At 39.7% G+C, this 20744-nt stretch carries 16 protein-coding genes and 4 pseudogenes; 5 read left to right on the forward strand and 15 right to left on the reverse strand.

Annotated elements, in window-relative coordinates; translation table 11 throughout:
• The 4 genes and pseudogenes from JI735_RS33420 to JI735_RS33435 form a co-directional block, all read right to left on the reverse strand.
• Window positions 1–1602: a carboxylesterase/lipase family protein gene (locus JI735_RS33420; RefSeq protein ID WP_202676877.1), complete on the reverse strand. Its 1602-nt coding sequence runs from the start codon at window positions 1600–1602 to the stop codon at window positions 1–3.
• A 297-nt stretch (window positions 1603–1899) separates the two neighbouring features.
• The gene (locus tag JI735_RS33425; protein ID WP_051051302.1) at window positions 1900–3450 is read right to left on the reverse strand and encodes a tannase/feruloyl esterase family alpha/beta hydrolase; all 1551 of its coding nucleotides are present in this window, start codon (window positions 3448–3450) and stop codon (window positions 1900–1902) included.
• 605 nt (window positions 3451–4055) lie between these two features.
• Window positions 4056–4914: pseudogene (locus tag JI735_RS33430) on the reverse strand (alpha/beta hydrolase).
• 1055 nt (window positions 4915–5969) lie between these two features.
• Window positions 5970–6476, reverse strand: coding sequence for a TetR/AcrR family transcriptional regulator (locus JI735_RS33435; RefSeq protein WP_039832157.1), 507 nt, complete (start codon window positions 6474–6476; stop codon window positions 5970–5972).
• A 125-nt stretch (window positions 6477–6601) separates the two neighbouring features.
• Here JI735_RS33435 and JI735_RS33440 point away from each other — a divergent pair, with 125 nt between their 5' ends.
• The gene (locus tag JI735_RS33440) at window positions 6602–7549 is read left to right on the forward strand and encodes an alpha/beta hydrolase (RefSeq protein WP_039832156.1); all 948 of its coding nucleotides are present in this window, start codon (window positions 6602–6604) and stop codon (window positions 7547–7549) included.
• 776 nt (window positions 7550–8325) lie between these two features.
• On the opposite strand, the gene JI735_RS33445 is transcribed toward JI735_RS33440, so the two are convergent.
• The 10 genes and pseudogenes from JI735_RS33445 to JI735_RS33485 all read right to left on the reverse strand — a co-directional run bounded on the left by JI735_RS33445 (window position 8326) and on the right by JI735_RS33485 (window position 15429).
• On the reverse strand, window positions 8326–8598 hold the full coding sequence (locus JI735_RS33445; RefSeq protein WP_051051300.1) for an acetate uptake transporter family protein: 273 nt from the start codon (window positions 8596–8598) through the stop codon (window positions 8326–8328).
• A gap of 188 nt (window positions 8599–8786) precedes the next feature.
• Complete coding sequence (locus tag JI735_RS33450; protein WP_157771214.1) at window positions 8787–10838, reverse strand: alpha/beta hydrolase; 2052 nt, start codon at window positions 10836–10838, stop codon at window positions 8787–8789.
• 201 nt (window positions 10839–11039) lie between these two features.
• Window positions 11040–11696, reverse strand: a complete 657-nt coding sequence (locus tag JI735_RS33455) for an acetate uptake transporter family protein (RefSeq protein WP_051051298.1) — start codon at window positions 11694–11696, stop codon at window positions 11040–11042.
• A 120-nt stretch (window positions 11697–11816) separates the two neighbouring features.
• A complete protein-coding gene (locus tag JI735_RS33460; RefSeq protein WP_039832154.1) occupies window positions 11817–12746 on the reverse strand; it encodes an alpha/beta hydrolase in 930 nt (309 codons plus the stop codon).
• The gene (locus JI735_RS33465) at window positions 12730–13344 is read right to left on the reverse strand and encodes an MBL fold metallo-hydrolase (RefSeq protein ID WP_325175648.1); all 615 of its coding nucleotides are present in this window, start codon (window positions 13342–13344) and stop codon (window positions 12730–12732) included. Before JI735_RS33465 ends, JI735_RS33460 begins: the two co-directional genes overlap by 17 nt.
• Before the next feature lie 358 nt (window positions 13345–13702).
• Entirely contained in the window at window positions 13703–13798 is a 96-nt protein-coding gene (locus tag JI735_RS38060) for a hypothetical protein (RefSeq protein WP_411830026.1), read from the reverse strand.
• On the reverse strand, window positions 13792–14391 hold the full coding sequence (locus tag JI735_RS33475; protein ID WP_267919092.1) for a sensor histidine kinase: 600 nt from the start codon (window positions 14389–14391) through the stop codon (window positions 13792–13794). The genes JI735_RS38060 and JI735_RS33475 overlap by 7 nt, the downstream gene beginning before the upstream one ends.
• Before the next feature lie 42 nt (window positions 14392–14433).
• Window positions 14434–14511, reverse strand: a pseudogene (locus JI735_RS38065) (HAMP domain-containing protein); the annotation flags it as partial.
• A gap of 38 nt (window positions 14512–14549) precedes the next feature.
• Window positions 14550–14756 (reverse strand): hypothetical protein, encoded by a 207-nt coding sequence (locus JI735_RS33480; protein ID WP_202676880.1) that lies wholly within the window; start codon window positions 14754–14756, stop codon window positions 14550–14552.
• A pseudogene (locus tag JI735_RS33485) lies at window positions 14753–15429 on the reverse strand (response regulator transcription factor). The gene JI735_RS33480 and the pseudogene JI735_RS33485 overlap by 4 nt, the downstream one beginning before the upstream one ends.
• Window positions 15430–15821: 392 nt before the next feature.
• On the opposite strand from JI735_RS33485, the gene JI735_RS33490 reads away from it, so the two are divergent.
• A complete protein-coding gene (locus JI735_RS33490) occupies window positions 15822–16946 on the forward strand; it encodes an alpha/beta hydrolase (protein ID WP_051051296.1) in 1125 nt (374 codons plus the stop codon).
• A 52-nt stretch (window positions 16947–16998) separates the two neighbouring features.
• Here JI735_RS33490 and JI735_RS33495 read toward each other — a convergent pair whose 3' ends face one another.
• Complete coding sequence (locus JI735_RS33495) at window positions 16999–17340, reverse strand: TetR-like C-terminal domain-containing protein (protein ID WP_157771213.1); 342 nt, start codon at window positions 17338–17340, stop codon at window positions 16999–17001.
• 732 nt (window positions 17341–18072) lie between these two features.
• Here JI735_RS33495 and JI735_RS33500 point away from each other — a divergent pair.
• The 3 genes and pseudogenes from JI735_RS33500 to JI735_RS36690 all read left to right on the forward strand — a co-directional run.
• Window positions 18073–18483, forward strand: coding sequence for a sigma-70 family RNA polymerase sigma factor (locus JI735_RS33500; protein WP_039832150.1), 411 nt, complete (start codon window positions 18073–18075; stop codon window positions 18481–18483).
• Window positions 18484–18515: 32 nt separating this feature from the next.
• Window positions 18516–18722 (forward strand): helix-turn-helix domain-containing protein, encoded by a 207-nt coding sequence (locus JI735_RS33505; RefSeq protein ID WP_039832149.1) that lies wholly within the window; start codon window positions 18516–18518, stop codon window positions 18720–18722.
• Between the two features lie 1139 nt (window positions 18723–19861).
• A pseudogene (locus JI735_RS36690) lies at window positions 19862–20647 on the forward strand (tyrosine-type recombinase/integrase); the annotation flags it as partial.
• Window positions 20648–20744 lie beyond the last annotated feature (97 nt).

Consider the following 20744-nt stretch of genomic DNA (forward strand, 5'->3'; position numbering starts at 1 on the left):
TTAAAAGAGTGCCAGAATATCGTGAATAGTTTTAAAGGGATCATATTTCCAGGTACATTTCTCGTCAAATAACATTGTTTTCTTATCTTCCACGGTGAATTCAGGCCAATCCAGCTCATCCGTTTCCGGAGAACCGGTCCGGACAAAAGAAGCAAAGGAATGCGCCAAGAGCCGTGAAAGCTTCTCAGCTTCTTCATGATAAACAGCACGAAAAATCAATGGTAATTCAGCTGTATGCCACGCACAAGCCAAACCTTCCATGCCAGGTATCGGAGTATCATAGGTCGTCATATAATGCCATACCGGCGCAGTCTTTTGCCCTGCTTTTGCAATGGCCGATTTATAGGCTCCCCCTCCTAGAAAATGACGCATGGAAACAATTTGCACTAAAATCTGCCATGGACGTTTTTGGTCGTTGCACGCATTCCGGAAGGTCTGGATTAGCGTGTCTACATTACTTTCTGACAGGCCTTTTAAGGATTGCACCTCCGCAAATTCTTGATTAAGCAGTTCTGTTCTTGCATCTTCCCAAGTCATCTTCGGATTCTTTAATAAGTCCATATGCAGTTCTTCCTCTGAAGCACCTACCAGAAGCGGCACCTCTGCTGAAACAGCATAGGCTTTATACTCACGTTCAACATTAAATGGAATATGTACCCCATCCGGTGTTGGATAAAAAGGAGTAGTGTCTTCCTGTATCAACCTTAACCCTCGAAGACTATCCGTTATCGTTTCTGCAGGTAATTCCAGAAGCTTTCTCCAGTCCTCTTTTGCAATCCCCAATTGTTCCAAAACTTTCAAGGTTTCTGCCGTCCCTTGTTCTTTTGTTTTGGCTCCGATCGGAATGGATCCGCTAATATTAATTGCTTTTGAAAACAGGCCTTTTGCAGCAGGCATCGCCATCAGGTGTCCGATTTTTATTCCGCCGCCGGATTCACCAATTAAAGTAACATTAGCTGGATCACCGCCAAACTTTTGAACATTGTTCTTGACCCACTGCAGAGCCATAACCAGGTCTAACTGCCCTACAAGTCCAGAATTAGCGTATGCCTCATCAAACTCTCCAAGATACAGTCCGCCAAAAATATTTAATCTATGATTAACGGTCACAATCACTACGTCTTCTTCATCCACCAACGAATCACAAATGGCTGCGGTTACTGCACCCGAGCCGGATGTATAACCACCGCCATGAATATAAACCATGACCGGCCGTTTTTTCTCATCAACTCCAGGAGTTACCACGTTCAGTACTAAGCAATTCTCATCGCAATATTCTTTACTCTTGTCAAATGGAATACCTCCGGTAAAATGATTCCCATAATCCAGCAGTATTTTTCTCACTGGTTCCGGTACTCCTTCAAGTGACCCCTGCTCTTGCATTGCAATAGGACCGTAACGCGTGCAATCCCATATACCGTCCCATTGAAGAGCGGGACGGGGCTCTTTGAAGCGGTATTCTCCATCGCAGTTGTCACCATAGGGAATCCCTAAAAAAACACCATTCCCATTCCGATTAAACCCTTTGATTTTCCCGGTATTAATCTCTACAACCGGATTAGCTTCCTTAACCAGTGACCACCCTTTTTCTCCATATTTCATAGAAGCAACTCTCCCAATCCTAATCCAGCACTTTGGATGAAGTTCTTATTTCCTAACATTTTATATCTTTCACTTTTTTCGTAAACCATCCTACTGCTCCCCTCATTTTCATCGGTCACAATATAATTATAGGTCCGGGTATTTAGCGGTTGATATAGAGGAATATAAACATACATATCTCGTTATTAAGTTGTCGGTACACAATTATAAAAAAAGCTGACGCCATTGTACTTCGCGTCAGCAAAGCTAGTATCTTTGCCTGTATGATAAATTATCTCATTTAACTGAGTTGTACCATCAAGCCAGGTACTCGGGAGCAGGTTTTGGAAAATCCCCAAAGATCCGTTTCTCTTTCCTATAATTTTCCGGATTATTCGGATCTCCCGATTCATATACCGCTTGGTTCGGATAGGCGTATACAGGCCTTTCATATTCGTATTCGTCTAATAAAAAACCATTCAGCAAAGAGCTATTTTTAAAGGCAACAGGAAGTAGCCGTTCTGGAGCAATCCCCTCTTCTACCCATAAGGAAAGTGCGGTAAGCGCGTCATGCTCTCTATCCTTGGGCGTTGCCCGGAATCCGATTCCAATGTCCTGAACGCCTGGACCATCGAAGACATGAGCAAGCCCCGGGATGATGAAATACCGAAAGAACGATTGCGTATTCTCTAGACCGTTCTGTGCTTCGATCACCCGCTCATAGTATTGTAGGGAGTCCGTGTACGGAATAATCGGGTCGGCCGTGCCGTGCAGCATGATGATTTTTCCGCCGGCGTTCTTAAAATCCTGCAATTCTGTGCTATTTGCATTAAGAATCGGGGCCAACTGTTCGTCAACGAAATCTACATCATGATTAAAATCAAACTTCGTGAAGTCAAAGTCTTTGCCGAAAATCCAGCGGAATAGATAAAGAAAACCTTTAGCAAACTCATCCTTATTGCTTTGAGCGGAAAGCCCCAAAGGAAAACGCTCGCTGCCATGTACATTAACCGGAGCAAAAATCCGTTCTCCTGTTACTGGGTTTACAGGACCGTTATAGATGATTTCCAATGCACGGATCTGTGTATCATTCAACAGTTTACCGTCTTTAAAAATATTCGTATTAACGGTTATCTGATCTGGCTGTGCCATAAAATGGTCTCCAGGGATGCATCCGCCTTCGGCGCCGTAATGCGCAAGGATCTGCTCCGTAACGGTTGCAGCCTGTTGTTCGTCAAACCCGGCATCCGGATCCTGGGTTAAGGCCAGCCAATTCCATATGAAAGCAATGTGTAAATGCGTACGATTATTGGCTGGTGCCGTTGCCAGAATCCCATTGTAATCTTCCGGATACCGTTGTGCCTCCATAAGGCCTTGCTGACCACCAGTGGAGCCTCCTGTAAAATAAGAAAATTTAGGCGCTCTACCATAAAACGCTTTAATAATTTCCTTTGCAACGACTGTCATAAGGTGCGTTGCCCGATAACCGAAATCAACCCATCTTTCCGGCTTACCTATAAGCGTATCCGGGTCCGGGGAGGTCCCCATATCTGTATTGGCTGTAGCATATCCGCGACGGATTCCATTAATCAAAGAAAATCGGTCTATGGTACCTGCGTGGCCCCCGTTTCCAGTCCCCAGGAAGTTACTGTTCCAATCGGTGAGTGGCATCCATACTTCGATCAAAATATTCGATTCGCCTTCCGGGTTCAATCGAACGCAAACGCGACAGTACTCTGGAAGTGGTTGCAACGGCAAGTTAAGACCGAAATCCGGCACACCAGCTTGCACAAATTCGAATTTTGTAATTTCTCCATTTTTAATTATCAGGGATTCCAGTTTCCCTCTTGCTTCGTGTTCAATTAACATGTCTATGCCCCCTCTCGCTTTTTCAATCTAATTTTAAGAGCCTCTTCGCTCTTCTAATGACCTATCACAAAGAATGCTTGTTTTTAAGCAGTAGCTTATTTCTGGACGACAAGGTGGACGCTACCGGACCATGTAATGTTCCCTTTACACGCGAGGATTCTTTAGCAGTTTTGAGCATCCCAACAGAAAGAACAGCAGCTACCCATTTTTAATTACGCTTTCATTATAGAAATATATTATCAGCCATGAAATAACGGATAAGCAACATTCGATATCTCATTCCAAACAACCATTCAGATAGTGCTAGCTGCAACTCTTTTAATTTATATTCATTTGTGTTATCTAATTTCTTGTCAATATAAACACGAAGTGATGTGAAAAAACTCCCAATAAACTCAAAGCGAGTTCCTCGGGAGCCTTACTTTGGTTAACACCGTCACCTTATAGCGCCGGCTTGAAAGCTGTTATTAAATCATTTTCTTTTAGTTATGGAATAATTTAGGTGTACATCTAAGTCGAACCATTCCTATCTTTAATTAGGGGTCCCGGGTTCGGATATAGTGTTCGTCCAAACGAATCATCGACCACATTGTTTGGTTAATTAGTCATTTATTAAATATATTTTGGAGCAACTCAATTTTATATTGTTCACCCGCTTCGGTATTTTCGATATCAACTACACTAACAGTCTTGCCGTTTTCATCCGTCTTGTCGACCGTATACCCATGTTTAGTATCGAAGTATTTAATATTCGTATAAATGCCCACTTTCTCCAAGATCTGTGCATATCGTTCCCCCTGCAAATGAAGCGGGTCTTGCTTCCCAAGGATAAAATAAGCAGGGGGAAGCTTCTTCAGTTCTTCCGCTGAAGCATGGGGGAGATAAAATTGGGTCATCAGCTGGTATATCAGGAGAGAAGGTTTTATGGAGCTGTCCAATTAAGCCAGTAAACATTCCTAAATCGTCTTCTTCGGGCCCAGCAAAGTCAAGAAAGGGCATTTCCAGGAGTTGCGCAGCAATTTTAATGTTTTCTCTTGAAAGGAGCAGCGCAGTACCAGCAGTAATATGTCCCCCAGCACTTCCCCCGCTAATGACAACATTCTCAGGTTGAACTTTCAAAGATTCTGCATTTTCCTGCAGCCATTTTATCGTATCAACCATTTCTTCTTGTTGATAAGGGAATGGCTCTGTTTGAAGCAGTTTGTAGTTAATATTGACAACGACGCAGTTAACTGAGTCTGCGACCTTTTTCATATATTCATCCACATCGATGGCGTCCAGACTGATCCATGCACCACCATGCGCATAGACAAACACCGGAAGATCTTCCGTGCGTCCTTCTGGTTCATACCAGATGGCCTCTACAGGGTTCTTTCCATCTCGTTCAATGACGATTCTCTTGCCTAAAGTATCCTTTGCATTCGCTTCTTTTCTGATCGTAATAGCGTTTTGCTTTATTTTCATGACGCCAAACTTACTCACTTTCGTTCCACCTGCGGTATTAAACCAATCATACGCTAATACACCGATGCCTGCGATTGCAATAGACGCGATAAGGATAGCAACTCTGTAGCGCTTGAAAAAACTCTTTTTTCTGAAGCCTGTTCTGAAATCCCATTATTTTTACTCATATAATAACCTCTCTCATTTTGTAAATTGACGAAAACACTTTAGTTTGTTGTTCATTAACTACCGATTCAATCACTTTTGATTTTGTTCCTGAATAAATGCCAGCAACCTCTTCAATTAGACAATCCTCCTAACCCTTTTAATTTTTTTAAGGTGACTAAATAAGTGATATTTTGACTCCGTATCTTCGTTCTTTCATATACTATTAGTAGAAACTAAACTGAAAATAAACTGATGTAAAATAGTGCAATTGATTCACAGCTCATAAGTGTGTTTTTTCCTAAGTAAGATGCAATGCCTTTCTGAATCCAAGATTATTCAGGATTGGCAATTGCCTCATTCAAAAGTTGCTGTTTAAACGATCGGGCGTACCTATTCGCGGCTTCATGGAAGCAGCTGACTTGAGCCAACCTTGCCGTAAATCGAGTACTCTCCCCTAGTTGGAGTTACCAAACCGCAAATCATCTTGAGAATCGTGGTTACCCCGCTCCATTCTGCCCGACAAGGAATTCCGAACACGTTACTTGGAACCCAGAATTCACTAAGAGCTTGGCAAAAATGCTGGTGTGTCTTTAAACGTGTATTAACCTGTAACGTAACGATTTGCTAGAACCGAAGTGCAAAGTTAAAAAGTTTCATCTTCATTAGGTAGTATTGGTGCAGGAAAATTATATTTAAATCACTTTTCATAAAATAAAATGCGAGCTCTGAAAGATGATCAGAAGCTCGCATTTTATTTTTGGTACAAGGTCGAATTAATATACAAATTTATTCTTATAGTTTAACCAGAATGTGAAATGTCATCAGTTAAAACGAATAGGTGCAGGTGCTTGCTCCTTCTTTTAACCGTTTCATAAATATCTTTATGATCTGAAGATATTAAATGTAAATTATTTTTCGTCTTTTTCCTCAAAGAGCCTTAGAATACCTTCTGTGGATTCTTGCATTCCTCTTGCAAACCACTCATTTATCCAACCAAATAAACCATAAGTGAGATATGCGTAGACGTAAGCATTCTTATTAGTTTGGTTCTCTCTTGCCCCCCAAACGGCCTGAATATCTTCTAAAATTAAATATGAAAAACCTCTTTTATAAAGAAGAAGATAAAATTCACTATGTTGCTTATAATGTTCGAAAAGGTCGGCAATAACTAATTTAAAATTAGGTGCCTTTACTAAATCGGTTGTGTGCCTCCAATTACTCATTTTTTGCTGGATATAATATCGCAAGATATCTTCTTTGCTTGTGAAATTTCGGTAAAATGAGACCCGACTAACTTGAGCTTTTAGGGTGATTTCTTTGATAGATATTTCCGAAAAATCTTTTTCCTCAAACAATTGAAAAAATGCTCGTGCAATTTCTTCTTTTACATAACTAGCCTTATCCTTATTTTTCATGTTACACAATTGCCTTTCTGTTTCATTTTTTCTATAGTAATTGACCTAATCAAAACCATACACTACGATCAATGATATATGTGCAACATGTATTTATCAAATAGACAAAAAGGAGTACTGTACTGATGAAGAAGGAAGATAAAAAAAATAGAAAATGGTTGAAAAGACTAGGCATTGGTTTTGGGGTTTTTATACTCCTGGTCGCTGGAACAGCCATCTTTTTTGTAACAAATCCTGTACAACTTGCTCGGTTAGTTGCGGGAGATGCGGCTGAAGATAGAGCCCAGTGGGTAAAGTCTGATGATGAGTTGTTGGGAACACGATTTACTGTACCACGAGATGGAGCTGATGATGTAGAAACCATTCTATATCGTCCAAAGGGTAGTGAAGATAAAAAATTACCTGTTATATTCATGGTGCATGGTGGAGGATTTTTTGGTGGGGCAGCAGACATGCTAGATTCATTTAATGTTAGAGTTATGGAAAAGTGGCAGGCGATGATTGTCTCGATTAACTATAAAAAACTGGATGAAAAATTTATTCCTTATCCTGCTGAAGAAATTAGAGACACCATCTATTATTTTGCTGAGCATGAGGATGAGTACAATATTGATTCCAGTAAATTTGCGACTATGGGTTTTAGTGCGGGTAGTTATCATGTAGCAAATGCCTCCCTATTACTGCAATCAGAAAATTTTAAATTGGCAGGACAAGTCCTAGTAGTTCCATACCTAATTGATGTTATTCCAATACTTACGCCAAATTTGATTGAGGAAGGGATCAAGAGTGATTCACAAGTGCCTCTTGCCTCAACTGCTTTTGTCTTAGCCGGTCAAGATGAGATTTCTAATACTGCTAAGCCATATATAGACGTTTTGAATAAGGCAGGCGTACCGACTCAGGTATTCTCTTACGAGAAGGCATTCCATCCTTTTATGGATACGTCAGAGGTAATGAAACCTGAAAATGATGAGGAACTAAAATATACAACTGAAGAGCAAAAAAAACTCGGGCTTCAAGCAGAGGACGATTTGATTGAAGTATTTAATTCATTCTTTTCAAAGTCAAATTAAATTATTATTCAGATAAACACTAACATCTATTTGTCTGATCGATAGTACAAGTTCTTGTTCCAAAAGGTGAACAAAGTTCTAGATAACGTGAAAGCGAACTTTTCAGTCCTTTTACTTCCCTATAGGAAGTGAAAGGGCATTATTCGTGTTCCGGGACATTTATCATACGCTTCAACGCGTGTTAGCCATGGCGAAACATGCCCACTCTGGCACCACAAGTGCCCGGAGTTCAAGGATTCGTGTGCGTTCTCGTTCCCATTGCTTTCATTGACACATTCAGAGTCTCCTTCGAATCCCTTGGTCCAGTTTTTGAAGATGCTTCCTGCTCGCTTACTCCCCACACAGATATTACAGTCGTCCGTGTAGCTTACGAATCGCAGGCCTCGTTCGGTCAGTTCTTTGTCCAATTCGTTCAGTAGAATGTTTGCCAAGATCGCACTGGCAGACTGCCTTGTGGCGTTCCTTACAGTTAAGCATCAGTTTTCCGCCACCATGACTCCTGTGATTAAGTAAACAAGGATCAGGGGCAACACTCCTTCATCTTCAACTTTCCGAACCACACTTACCATCATCTTCTTATAGGTACAATTGGGAAAAGAAAGTCATATAGCCTACTCCAACTATCTATATTTACAAATACCATTTCTATATGAACCTACTTCTATTCAATTCATATTGATCAAACGTGTTATCGAATTTCTTGAGAATATAAACACGAAGCGATGCAAAAAACTCCCGAGAATCTCATAGCGAGTTCCTCGGGAGCCTTATTTCGGTTAAGCATCCGCACCGTCACGTTTCAGCGCCGGTTTAGTAGTGGAATATTTTTCGGTGTATATCTTCCCCAGCATCGAACCGTCCTTATCTTTAACTAAGGGTCCCGGGTTCGGATAAAGTGTTCGACCAAACGAATCATTGACCACAATGGCTGAGGCCAGATAGATTCCACAGATTCCAGCTGCCAAGAGTAGCCAGCCGGGGATATAGGAGATTTGGTGCGATAAGATTCCCAAGTCCATTAAAGCCAGTATCGGCAGTGCAACATCCAAAATATTTATAATCCTGACAATTCAGGATCAAAACATCTTCAGCTTTATTATATTTCTGCGTATTTCGACGATGATACATATCGCATTCTAAATTCGATCTGATTCAGGATGAACGACAAAAAGGCTGACATCGCTAATGCGTATCGTCAGCCGTAAAGGTTCTATTAATTTATGAAATACTCTTTGCTCTATTTCGCTTTATTGAAATAGGTTTGCGCATATTCGATCGATTTAGCATAGAATGCTTCAGCCTCTTTTGGATCTTTATCTAAACCATGAATTGAATTAGGAAATGTGAATAAATCATTTGGAATTGATTTGTTATCTAGATATCCCTTTAAAAGTTTACCGTTATTGGGATTCTGTGCGGTATCTCTCTTGGCATACCCCATCACAGTTGGTACTCCACCATATGTTTCAACATAGGATACAGGTGACATGGCTTGTATATATTTTTCCTTTTCTTCTTCCGTTAAATCCGGTTTATTTGTTGCCCCCGTCATCATAACTGCATATCCCGGTCCTGAACCAAATGCCTCGTGAAATTCGCGATCTTTCCACTCTTTATCCCCTCCCCAGGCAGAATAATGCATATCTGCTGGACCTACAAGATCTACCACGAATTTAACAGGCAAAATTTCTTGCGTATCGAAATAAGGCATTTTCGTTCCTCTGGAGTAAGCATAGATCATAGCCAGATTTCCTCCAGCTGACTCGCCGTACGTAGACATTTGCGTAATATTCCATTTCTTTTCATCCGATAATTCTTTAAGCTTTTTGACACTATGTTGAATATCATTCAACATATCAAAAACAGTTGTTTCCGCTTTAAAAGTTTTTGGATTGATGTAGGTATTGTGCATATTAATCGCGACCGAAATATAACCTTTAGAAGCATAAAACCGCGCAAGCTTCTGGGTGGATTCCTTCCCTCCAGATATCCATCCACCGCCATAAAGAAGGAGGAAAGCCCCATTCTCCTTACTCGAATCCAAATTCTTAGGTACATACACATCCATTTGATTTCGGATATCTGTCGGATCTGAGCCATATTGAACATTTCTAAAAATAGTATAAGCATCTTCATTTTCATCCGTAGGAATGTCTCCTACTTCACCAGAAGAAGAAAAAACCTCATTGGCTAATATGGATTGTCTATATACCGAATCAACTTCCGGATTGTAGATGTATGTTGCTCCATTTCCTAAAGCAATGAGCCTCTTCTCGCTGTCAACTGAGTAGTCCAGCACCTCATTGACCGTCTGTTTCTGAAGGTATTTGAAAATGTCGTTTTCTGCCAATGCATTATAAACTTTATCCGTGATTTTACTAGCAACTCTTACTTTACCATTGGGATAGAAAGTTAAACTGGCGCTTTCATAAACCTCATCTACTCTCTTTATATGATTTAAGGTCTCTTTGTTCGTATCTGATAAAGAATTATATTGTTCCAATGTTGTGCTTCCCCAAGTAACCGGTTGGCTCATATCAAGTGTTTTAGAAAATGCTTTTGCGAAAAATCTATCTTTATTTAAGGCGAACTTATCATTCACATTTACGCTTCCGAGTTTCTTCGCAAATGCCTCTATTGCTCCATATGCTCCAATTACAAGGTCCAATCGTGTTGCTAATTTACTGCCATCTATTTGCTCGGGAAGTAGCTTATTAGCTATTGCTTGCTTCACAGCATCTTCATACCATGGACTACCGGATGTATCTACTTTAAGCCCCAGACCTCTTATTAGAGCCGCTGCAAATTCACCAATTGTTACACCATCTCCAGGAGAAAATAATGAGCCTTCTGCAGTTTTCTTTACCCCTTCAAGTATTCCGACTTTCTTCGCAGCCTCAATATATGGAATGGCCCATCCATTAACACTGTCGTCTGCATGAACATCAAGAAAGCTAGAAGTTTTTACATTTTTATCAATATCAATTTTATATACCAAGGCAAGAATCTTTGCGAATTGTGAACGGGTAGTGTTTTCATCAATGCCAAATGATGTTTCCGAAACACCCTCGAAAATATTTTTTTTAAGAAGCGAATCTATCTTCACTTTTAAATCTTCATCAACAGTTGCTAGATCTTTAAAGTTTGCAGCTGTTTTAACTGGTCTATCTACTGTTTCTGACGGATTAGACACTTCCTTTGAAATTGACGTTTCCGAAGCCATAACCGTTGTAGCAAAAAAAGTAAAGGCTAATAAAGCAGAAATAATTGACAAACATCGCTTCTTCATACTTGTTCCCCCCACATGGTTAATCTTAAGACTTACCCAAATTATAGGCCCAAGCACTAAGAATTCGATATAAAGGAAATCAAACATGGATAACGCATTCTTAATTTGAGTACGTTTTACTGGGTAGTTACACCGCGCTGTGAATATGGCCAGCTTGGCGCTCTTATCCGGCGAAAACGATTCTATCGCTTTTAATCAGCTTCACTTTGTAATGGAATATTTTCGATGCACATCTCCCCCCAGCATCGAACCTTCCTTATCTTTAATTAGTGGTCCCGGGTTCGGATAGATTTTTCGTCCAAACGAATCATTGACCACAATGGCTGAGGCCAGATAGATTCCACACGTTCCAGCTGCCAATAATAGCCAGCCGGGGATATGGGAAAATCGATACGATAAGACTCCCAAGTCCATTAAAGCCAGTATCGGCAGTGCAACATCCAAAATAACTATAACAAGACATAGAAAAAATGGTGATTTAAAATAAGCTGGAGTACAGAGCAGTAAAGAAATAGAAAGACATAACCATGCCCATCCATCGATACGAGAGTCCAAAAGAATCTGATTATGAGCCATATAAAATTTAAAGAGCTGTTCAGAACCTCCGACTAACATAAAGAAAGCACTAAAATAGAGAAACGTATTGCCTCCCGCTGTATTGCCAGCTTTCAGTTCAAAGATCCCCACCACCAATTGGACCACAAAGCCTCCGATAAGCCACCATCCCAAAAGAGGTTTCGCGGCATCTGTTACTTGATTAGTGAATAAAGCAAAAAAACAGAAGCATGAAACAGCCAATGCAACTAATCCTGCCGGGGCCGGATTGGCCCACGCGTTCAATTGATTTTTTGATTCCATATTAATCCTCACTTTTCCAACAACCCATTCGCTTCAGTTTGCGGTCGTTTCTGTATTGGTTACTACATACTTAGTGCAGCTTTCACAATTTTTTCGTTCTAATAGTCGGAGGATTTCCGTTTAAATGTTCCATTCCCGTTCGGACGAATCCTTGAAATATTGGGCTAATTCTTGTATGAGATACTCCTTACACTCACACATAATTTTTTCCTGCTCAGGGGACCTAGCGACACTCTTCTCAGCAGCATATTCAGGGTGGTTTACTTCTAAAAAACCATGCTTGGCCTCCGGATATTGTTTGAAACGAACAGGAACACCAACCTCTTCCAGCCGCTTTGCGTATTGAACTGCTTGTGGAAGAAGTTCATCCTCTTCACATACAATAATTGTTGCAGGTGCTAGGCCTGCCAAATCTTCATTTCTTGCTAATACAGGCGAAACTAACGCCTCTCTTACATTTAAATCGGGAAAGAGAACTTCTTCAATCAATCCCATCACCTTTCCCGTTTTATCTATACTTACATCGTCTGTTCTACCAAAAGTAAAATCTAGAAATGGATATGCAAGAATTTGACCAGCGAGAGAAAACCCGTTTTCTTTTAATTTCATTGCTGCCCCCGCACATAAATGGCCGCCGGCACTGTAACCAATTAAGACAAATTTTGATGGATCAATTCCATAGTCGTTTGCATGATCCGAAAAATATAGAACCGTATCATGCAACTCCATTTGAGGATAGGGAAAGGGATGGATATCAATCTTTTTATAATTTATATTGACGATAAATGCAGGAATTCTTTCTGCCATTTCACTGCAATAAGAATCTAGCTGCGAAGCATCTCCGCCTACAAATCCTCCGCCATGTACATTAAATAGAACCGGAATTGTTCCTGAGCCGGCTGTCTTTGGACGATACAAAATCGTCTCCACTCCATCCAATCCAACTCTTGGGACAATAAAGCGCTCTCCAATAAGATTTTTTTTCATTAGTTTCTTTCGTTTTTTTCTTAATACGTATTTTATCAAAGCTATTTTAAGCCTTTTTACCATCCCGTCTATCCTCCTTGAATTCACAATCCATTATGGCTCGGTCGCACGCTTGTTTATAAGTCTCCAAAATTACGCAGCTTGCGGATGGTATCTCGGAATGTTTCCACATTGGAGGATTCCGGGAAATACAGCAGCACGCCGCCAAAACAATTAATGTCGCCTGCGAATAGCCACCACTTCTTTTCGTCCAGTAAAGAGATGCATCCCATCGTATGTCCAGGCGTTTCAATAATCCGCACCCGGCGTCCGCCCAGTTCAAATATCCCTCCTTCGGCAACGGCTGATGTACCGGCGGGCTGTATTTAATCCTTCTTTTCAAGGCAGGCCATAACAACCAATTAAAGGGTCGAAGGGGAATTGGGATCATTTTTTTAAACAGCTCGAACACCGCCTGAGCATCGTTGTGACGTTCGAAAACCTCGTTGTCTAAATGGGATAAAAAGACAGTATCAAACAAGTGATTCCCGTGAGTATGGTCGATATGGCCGTGTGTATTGACGACCAGCAGCGGGAGAGCAGTGATTTTCCGAATGGCCTGCGGCATGTCGGTCAGGCCATAGCTGGTATCAATCAGCATGGCCTTATCGCTTCCTATCAGATTCCAATCCTTTTGCCGTAGTTTTGTGACCTATACAAGCTAGCGTAGACTTATTTTCCCTAAGTATAGAACAGGGGCCCTAAGGGTGAAATAAAGGAATTTAAACATATATATCGCATTCTAAAGTTTGGCACTCCAAAAATTGTTTAAGTAATTAATACAAGGGGACCGGTCCTCATCAAGCACCACAAAAGAGGTTCCCGATATGCTAGAGACCCTCTCTCTTCTTACTTTTTAACAGAATCATGCCTTGTTGTATCTGCACCAGACGAATTTTTTCTTAGCAGCTATTTAGGTTAAACAAGAATAGGCTAACTCCGTTTTATGCCGAAGCTAGCCTTATTATATTCACGAAAATTTATTTATAAAGGACAACCGTTAATTTACTGCCCCTGCCTTGCTCGCTGTTTACGATAATATTGCCTTGGCAAAGTTCTACTATACGTTTTACCAAAGGAAGTCCCAGTCCATACCCTTTTTTGGAATGAGAAGCATCCCCTGAAAAAACTTATCAAAAAGATGGGCTTTCGTATGTTCATCCATGCCAACCCCATAATCCTGGATACTAAAATGAATCTCTTCATTAACATTGGCAAGGGTGATTTCGATCAAACCAGCTTTGTGGGAAAATTTAATTGCATTATCCACTAGATTGATCCAAATCTGCTGTAGCATTTCTTCATTGCTGCTATAAATTACTTTATCCAAATCCAGATTTATAGTGATGTCTTTGTCTGACCACTTGGGCTCCAATAAAATGATGCTCCTTCTGATCTGTTCATCCAGCCTAAATGGGACTTTATCCATCATAATCTCAAGATTCTCGTATTTTGCCAAAGTAAGAACATTGCTGGAAAGCATGGCTAAACGCTCGGATTCCTTAATGATAATGTCCAGATAATCTTGCCTTTCTTCCTCAGATAGCGAATTCTCTTTAAGAATTTTGGCAAAACCGCGAACCGAGACAATAGGTGTTTTAAATTCATGCGAAAAGTTGTTGATAAAATCACTTCGCAGCGTTTCAATACCTGAAAGCTCATTAGTCATTTTGTTGAAACTCTCCGACAATTCTTCCAATTCTCCGATACCCTTCAAATTTACCTTTACACTAAAATCGCCATCCGCAACCCTATGGATCGAATCAATGACCTTTCGTATGGGATTCAATGCTTTTTTGCTGAGAAAGGCAGTAAGTGCGGTTCCTATTAAAACACATAAGCCAAAGAGAAAAAAATCGAGAGCAGACGTTCGCCGAATCCTTGACTCGGGGAAGGCGTAAGTGAAATAACACCGATATACTGCAGCAGAATAGTACAGCCGAACAGCAGGAGAAATGTCGCCACCAGCACACCGAAAACAAACAATACCAAAGTTATCGCCAGACTTATTCTCTTATGAAAAAATTCTTTCATTTGGTATGCAGCACCGCCTTATAGCCAAGTCCTCTAATCACAATAATCTCAAATTCTGGCCACTCTCGAAAACGGTTGCGTAAGCGATTGACATGAACAGTCAGTGTGTGATCATCCGTTTCGGAATCCATCCCCAGATTTCATCCATAAGCTGCAAACGGGTAAAGATCAGGTTCGGATAAGATAGTAACTTAAACAACAAATAAAATTCCTTGGTGGGAAGAAGGTTAACTTCATCTTCGCGTGTTGCCGTCAGCGTATCATAATCCAGTACAACTTTCCCGATGGTCAGCTTGTGTTCGTTAGCAATCCTTGCTCTCCGCAGAAGAGCTCTGATCCGTAGTACAAGCTCTTCTTCATCTACAGGTTTTGTCATATAATCATCCGTACCAGCAAGAAATCCCTGTCTTTTATCTTTCGGTTCCTGTTTGGCTGTAACCATCAGGATCGGCAAATGCTCCGACAATACCCGAAGCTGTCGTGTCAATTCATAGCCGTCCATATTGGGCATCATTAAATCAAGAACCACTAAATCTATATGCTGTTTTCCTATAATCTCAAGCGCTGTTATCCCGTCTTCTGCCCAGCATGTTTTAAAGCCTCTCGTTTGTAAGACCACACACATCAATTTCCTGGTACTTTCGTCATCTTCAACCACTAATATATTTAACATATAAAGAATCTCCTTTTATCATCAATAAGATGTCTCATTTTACCGTTGAAAAGTAAATTGAAAATAAACATATGCAGTTGAGTTTCAGTTTATATTGTACAGCTACACTAGAGCTGTTGCCACATATAGCGACCGATGAAAAGTTTAAGGAGGAAAGCTATTTATCGAAAAAGTTAAAAATTGCGGCTAGAAGAAAGAAAAAGCATAAAGCATTAAAAATCACCGGTAGGAGGTCATAAGATGGAATCTATATACAGCAATATAGATAGAGACATTATGAATGCCCCAAACAAAGAACTGTTGAATCAGATTAATCAATTTTATGAGAGTGCCTTAAAGGATTAATATTGTCTGCGATAAAAAACGATTAATGAACACCAGGAGGAGTCAAAATGGACAAGTCGAATGATAACGTACAACTCGAGAACAAGGGAACGATCTCTGAAATGAGGAATAAAAAACCTAAAAAAAGGAACAAAGTTCTAAAGATTATGGGTATCTCTCTATTAACGTTAGCTTTAATATTTAGCGGCATGTTTTTATATGTACGTTCGCATCCAGGAATTATTATTGGCTTTATTCAAGATGCATTATACAAAGGAAATCCGATCAATTCCTTTGAACCTTTTAATCCGCCGGGGAAAATTGTTAAGAGTAATGGCATACTCTATGTGAATGACATCAAGTATGCTGATGAATATCCTAATAGTTATGTGGATATATCATATCCTAATACGGATACCACAATTAAAAGACCGACGATCGTTTTCTTTCATGGTGGAGGATATTTCGGAGGAGACAAGGCAATGGGAGATCCTATGGCAGTAAATGATGACGCCAATATGCTATTCAATAAGCTCGTGGAAAATGGATACAACCTGGTTAACGTCAATTATGCTTTAGTGCCAGATTATAAGTTCCCGGTTCCTGTTATCCAAATGAATCAAGCGATTAACTTTTTGGTAGATAACAGCGAAAAGTATAACTTGGATATGGAAAATGTTGTTGTTATGGGTAGCTCTGCAGGAGCAATACTTGCTAGTCAGTATGGCGCAATCATTTCAAACAAAGATTATGCGGACAGTTTCAATATCCATCCCTTACTTACTACTAAAGAAGTAAAAGCTTTAGTTATTGATGATGCGCCTATAAAGACTGACGAACTAAATTTTGCTACAAGAGTAATAATCGGTAATTACCTAGGTATAGGTACTAATGAATTCAAAAGCAGCAAAGTTGCAGATCAATATAACGCTATATTACATGTAACTGGCGATTATCCACCATCATTTATCAATGCTGCCAATGGAGATGGGTTTCCTAAAGATATGAAGGCCTTATCCGATAAGCTTACGTCATATCAGATAGATAATGACTATTTCTACCTTGATAAGGCACATGGTAAAATCGCCCATGGTTATTTAGCAAATATAAGAACAGACAAGAACGCACAGGAAGGTTTCGGGAGATTAGTGAAATTTATTGATAAGTATACAAAAGGCAGTAGCGCAGAATAGAATCAGGCGGGAAGGGGCCGCAGTTCCCCCTTCCTCTCATTCCCATATCAAATTAAGACATTGCTTTAGAACGACGATCCATTTCCTCCAGCAGCCCTGCCATTTCTTCCGGTTCCTGCTTCATCCCCAGTGTAATCCATTCATCAATCCAACCAAACAAAGCACCGGCAAACCAGGCACTGAAATAAGCAGGTAAATCCTCCTGATCAGGCTTCGGGCCGCATACTGCCTTAATGTTATCTAATACCAAATAGGATAACCCAGAGCGGTAAAGCATTAAATAAGACTCTTTATGCTTTTTGTAATGTCCGAACAAACTTGCAACAATGTTAGGGCTCTCGCTATTTTCATATTCCGTTCCCCATTCCTTCGTTATTTTATGAGTAATAGTCAAACAATAAAAAAGTATCATGTTCTTGTAGGAACAGAAACAAGATCAGCTGAACTAAAAATCAGAGCAACGATAAAGGAAAGGCTCTTATAAAGTGAAAGACGATCAAACAGATACATTAATTCTAAGTTATTGTTAAAAGTACGCTATCCGAAGTTTAATTTCCGTTATTTTCATTTATGCTATGAGATGCATATAATTAATTTAGAATTATTAATCATTTTTGATGTAACTTTCACGGAGAAACAAGGGAGAAGATTATACAAAACCAGATTTAAACTACTTCGTCAATAAAGAAATATGTTATACCCCTTTTCTAGAAAACTTTAGTTAATTCGGGTTTCCCCATCTTAAAGAACAATCATACTTATTAACAAACGACCGAGAAACTACATCTTGCCCTCTTTAACAAACTTTGACGCTTACCACAGAAGTACTTACTAACAATTACTAATGGGCAGTTATGTTTTGGAGGAACAAGATTTGATTTATATTCAGATTTAATTTTCAAGGTACTGTTTAGAACAGTAATTAACGAATATTAGTTTCGGCACAAAAGGCGACGTTCATTCTCTATTCTGAATGAACTGTCGTCTTTTCATTTCTGATAAAGAAAACAAACATGCACAACGCATATCCCATTATATGTATATTTATAACACTTTTTTATATTCATGTATCTTGGTTGCCTTTTTTAAGTTCATCCCCATTTAATACTTGAAAGGAGATGGAATGATGCGAAATGGTAACAAAGATAATGAAGCGGTAGAGAAGGCCTTTAGTAGTTATGTAAAAACATGCTTACGCCATTCAAGTAGGGATTACTTCAGAAAAATGCTTCACCATTCTGCGCATACGACTTTACTTGATGAAAGGAAAATTCGTAATTATAGTCTCAGTGTAAGTATTTATTTGCCATCTTTATTACAGGTTGAAGATAAGCAAGCCATCTTACAAATAATCAATGAGCTTAATTTAAGTCCTGTCGAAAAGAAAATCTTGTATTTAAAATATGTTAGAGACCAAACAGATAAAGATATTGCTAACAGCCTCGGTATAACCAGACAAGCTGTGAGCAAAACCAAAGCTCATACATTAATAAAAATAAAAAGTTATTTCAACTCGCACTTTCAAATTCGAAATTAGAGAAAAACACCTTCATAAGGGATGGTATCATCATGGAAGAAATAGAGTTCTTAATAGAGTTAGCTCAAAGTGGCAATCGTGATGCCGAAGAAGAGTTAATTTTCCGTTATCAACCATTGATCAACAAATATTCTCGACTTAATGGATATCTTGACGAAGATTGTAAACAACATCTAACCATAGAGTTTATTTTAGCAATTCGTCGGTTTGATCTTGATCGTTATCGCTTTTATCACTGATGGATAATTCAACGATTACGAATTGTTCATTCAAAACAATAATGCTACCCTTCGTTGACTCACTACTACAGTGAGTCATTTTACTGTACTAGTCAGGAAACGTCTCTGTATTTTATTAATATTGAGTTGCCCTTGTTATGACTCTTCCCCATATATATTACAGGAGACAAGTTATTAAGCGTAATCCTGCATGCCCTTTGACAACCCCATATTTCCTATACAGGTACATTCCTTTTGCTACTGCGACCAGCTAAAGCGACAGAGCGGAGGCGCCATGACGGTCTAAATAAAGGACCAGAGCGATTAGTTTTCCGGCTCCAATCATCCTCTGGTGGGATGAATCGCGATGACCAGCATTTGGGATAATGATACTTCTGCCCGGCCAACGTTTCGGTATTGGGGGCAGCTCGCTCGGATGAGGGGGAGCTTTGAGATCAAAGCTATGATGCCGAATAACCAACGGCTGCTTGTAATAGGATTTCTTCATAATAGGAGGATTAGTATATGCAAAGTGATGCAATAAAAATAGAAATTGAAACCATCCTGCAACTTATGTACCGTGACTATCCCGACGTCGTTAACGTTAATCAGTTATGTATCATGCTAGGTAATATTAGCACGAAGAGCGCATACAAACTTCTTCACACCGATACCATCTCGTATTTTAAGATTGGCCGAACATATAAAATTCCTAAAATCCATGTCATAGTCTATCTTTCCAGCATTCTAATTGATAAATCCAGAATTCACTTTCGCGCTTTACCGCATTGAACCTTTTCCACCCAACGTGTTATAATTAATGCGTCAATGGTAGGATCAATGCGGGCTGCTATGAAGGAGGAATACTCATGGTAGCAGGCCACCTACAAGAAAAAAAGGGTCTTTTTTATATAGTCTTGAATTGCAAGGACGAAGAAGGTAAGAGAAAACCAAAGTGGATTCCTACTGGACTTACGGTGAAAGGTAACAAAAAAAGAGCAGAAGCATTGCTATTAGAGACAAGGAGGGAATTTACTCTTCTTTTAAATGCTACTGAGAAAGAACCGATAGTTGAAGAAATTATCGAAGAAATGCCAGCCGAAGAGCCATTTGATCAGGGCCCCCTATTTTCTGTCTTCATGCTTCAGTGGCTAGCAATGATGAAACATCAAGTTGAATTTATCACCTATGCTTCGTACCACAATGTCATTACTAATCATATTGTTCCTTACTTCGAAGAAAAGGGGTTATTTCTCAAAGAATTATTACCAAGTCACATACAAGATTACTATCAATATGAGCTTGAAGAAAATGGAGTAACAACCAACACGGTTCTCCATTATCACGCTAATATTCGCAAAGCTCTAAAACATGCTCTCAAAAATGATTTAATTAACACTAATCCGGCAGATAAGATTGAAAGACCAAAGAAAAATGATTTTGTAGGCAGTTTTTACAACAAGCAGGAGACTAATATTCTGTTTGAAAAAGTTAAAGGCGAACTGATAGAGCTAGCAGTCATTCTTGCCGCTTTTTATGGATTGCGGCGAAGTGAAGTAGTTGGGTTGAAATGGACAGCTATAAATTTTGAAAACAAAACGATTAGTATTAGGCACACTGTAACACCGGTTTATTTTGAAGGTCAGGAACACATCATTGAAAAGGACCGGGCTAAAAACAAACCAAGTCGCCGCACCTTACCTCTTGTGCCAGCCTTTGAGGAATTACTGCTGCGTATTCGTGAGCTTCAAGCTCTCAATAAAGCCATATGTGGTAAATCCTACTGCACTGATTACGAGGAGTATATCTATCTGGATAAGTTAGGACAACGAATTAAACCCGGCTATATCACACAGAACTTCACTAGAACGCTTAAAAAAAATGGTCTTCGTCATATTCGTTATCACGACCTGCGTCATAGTTGTGCAAGCCTTCTACTCGCTAATGGAGTCAGTATGAAAGAAATTCAGGAATGGCTGGGACACAGCAACTATTCTACAACGGCCAATTTATTCTCACTTGGAATACAGTTCCAAAGTATCT

The sequence above is a fragment of the Paenibacillus sonchi genome (genome assembly GCF_016772475.1).
GTDB lineage: Bacteria > Bacillota > Bacilli > Paenibacillales > Paenibacillaceae > Paenibacillus_AQ > Paenibacillus_AQ sonchi.

Excerpts from the sequence above, each read along its gene's own strand:
- JI735_RS33475 (WP_267919092.1), bottom strand. The coding sequence starts at position 14,391 with ATGACTAATGAGCTTTCAGGTATTGAAACGCTGCGAAGTGATTTTATC.
- JI735_RS33450 (WP_157771214.1), bottom strand. The coding sequence starts at position 10,838 with ATGAAGAAGCGATGTTTGTCAATTATTTCTGCTTTATTAGCCTTTACT.
- JI735_RS33420 (WP_202676877.1), bottom strand. The coding sequence starts at position 1,602 with ATGAAATATGGAGAAAAAGGGTGGTCACTGGTTAAGGAAGCTAATCCG.
- JI735_RS33505 (WP_039832149.1), top strand. The coding sequence starts at position 18,516 with ATGGAAGAAATAGAGTTCTTAATAGAGTTAGCTCAAAGTGGCAATCGT.
- JI735_RS33490 (WP_051051296.1), top strand. The coding sequence starts at position 15,822 with ATGGACAAGTCGAATGATAACGTACAACTCGAGAACAAGGGAACGATC.
- JI735_RS33440 (WP_039832156.1), top strand. The coding sequence starts at position 6,602 with ATGAAGAAGGAAGATAAAAAAAATAGAAAATGGTTGAAAAGACTAGGC.
- JI735_RS33500 (WP_039832150.1), top strand. The coding sequence starts at position 18,073 with ATGCGAAATGGTAACAAAGATAATGAAGCGGTAGAGAAGGCCTTTAGT.
- JI735_RS33435 (WP_039832157.1), bottom strand. The coding sequence starts at position 6,476 with ATGAAAAATAAGGATAAGGCTAGTTATGTAAAAGAAGAAATTGCACGA.
- JI735_RS33425 (WP_051051302.1), bottom strand. The coding sequence starts at position 3,450 with ATGTTAATTGAACACGAAGCAAGAGGGAAACTGGAATCCCTGATAATT.
- JI735_RS33480 (WP_202676880.1), bottom strand. The coding sequence starts at position 14,756 with ATGAAAGAATTTTTTCATAAGAGAATAAGTCTGGCGATAACTTTGGTA.
- JI735_RS33455 (WP_051051298.1), bottom strand. The coding sequence starts at position 11,696 with ATGGAATCAAAAAATCAATTGAACGCGTGGGCCAATCCGGCCCCGGCA.
- JI735_RS33460 (WP_039832154.1), bottom strand. The coding sequence starts at position 12,746 with ATGGTAAAAAGGCTTAAAATAGCTTTGATAAAATACGTATTAAGAAAA.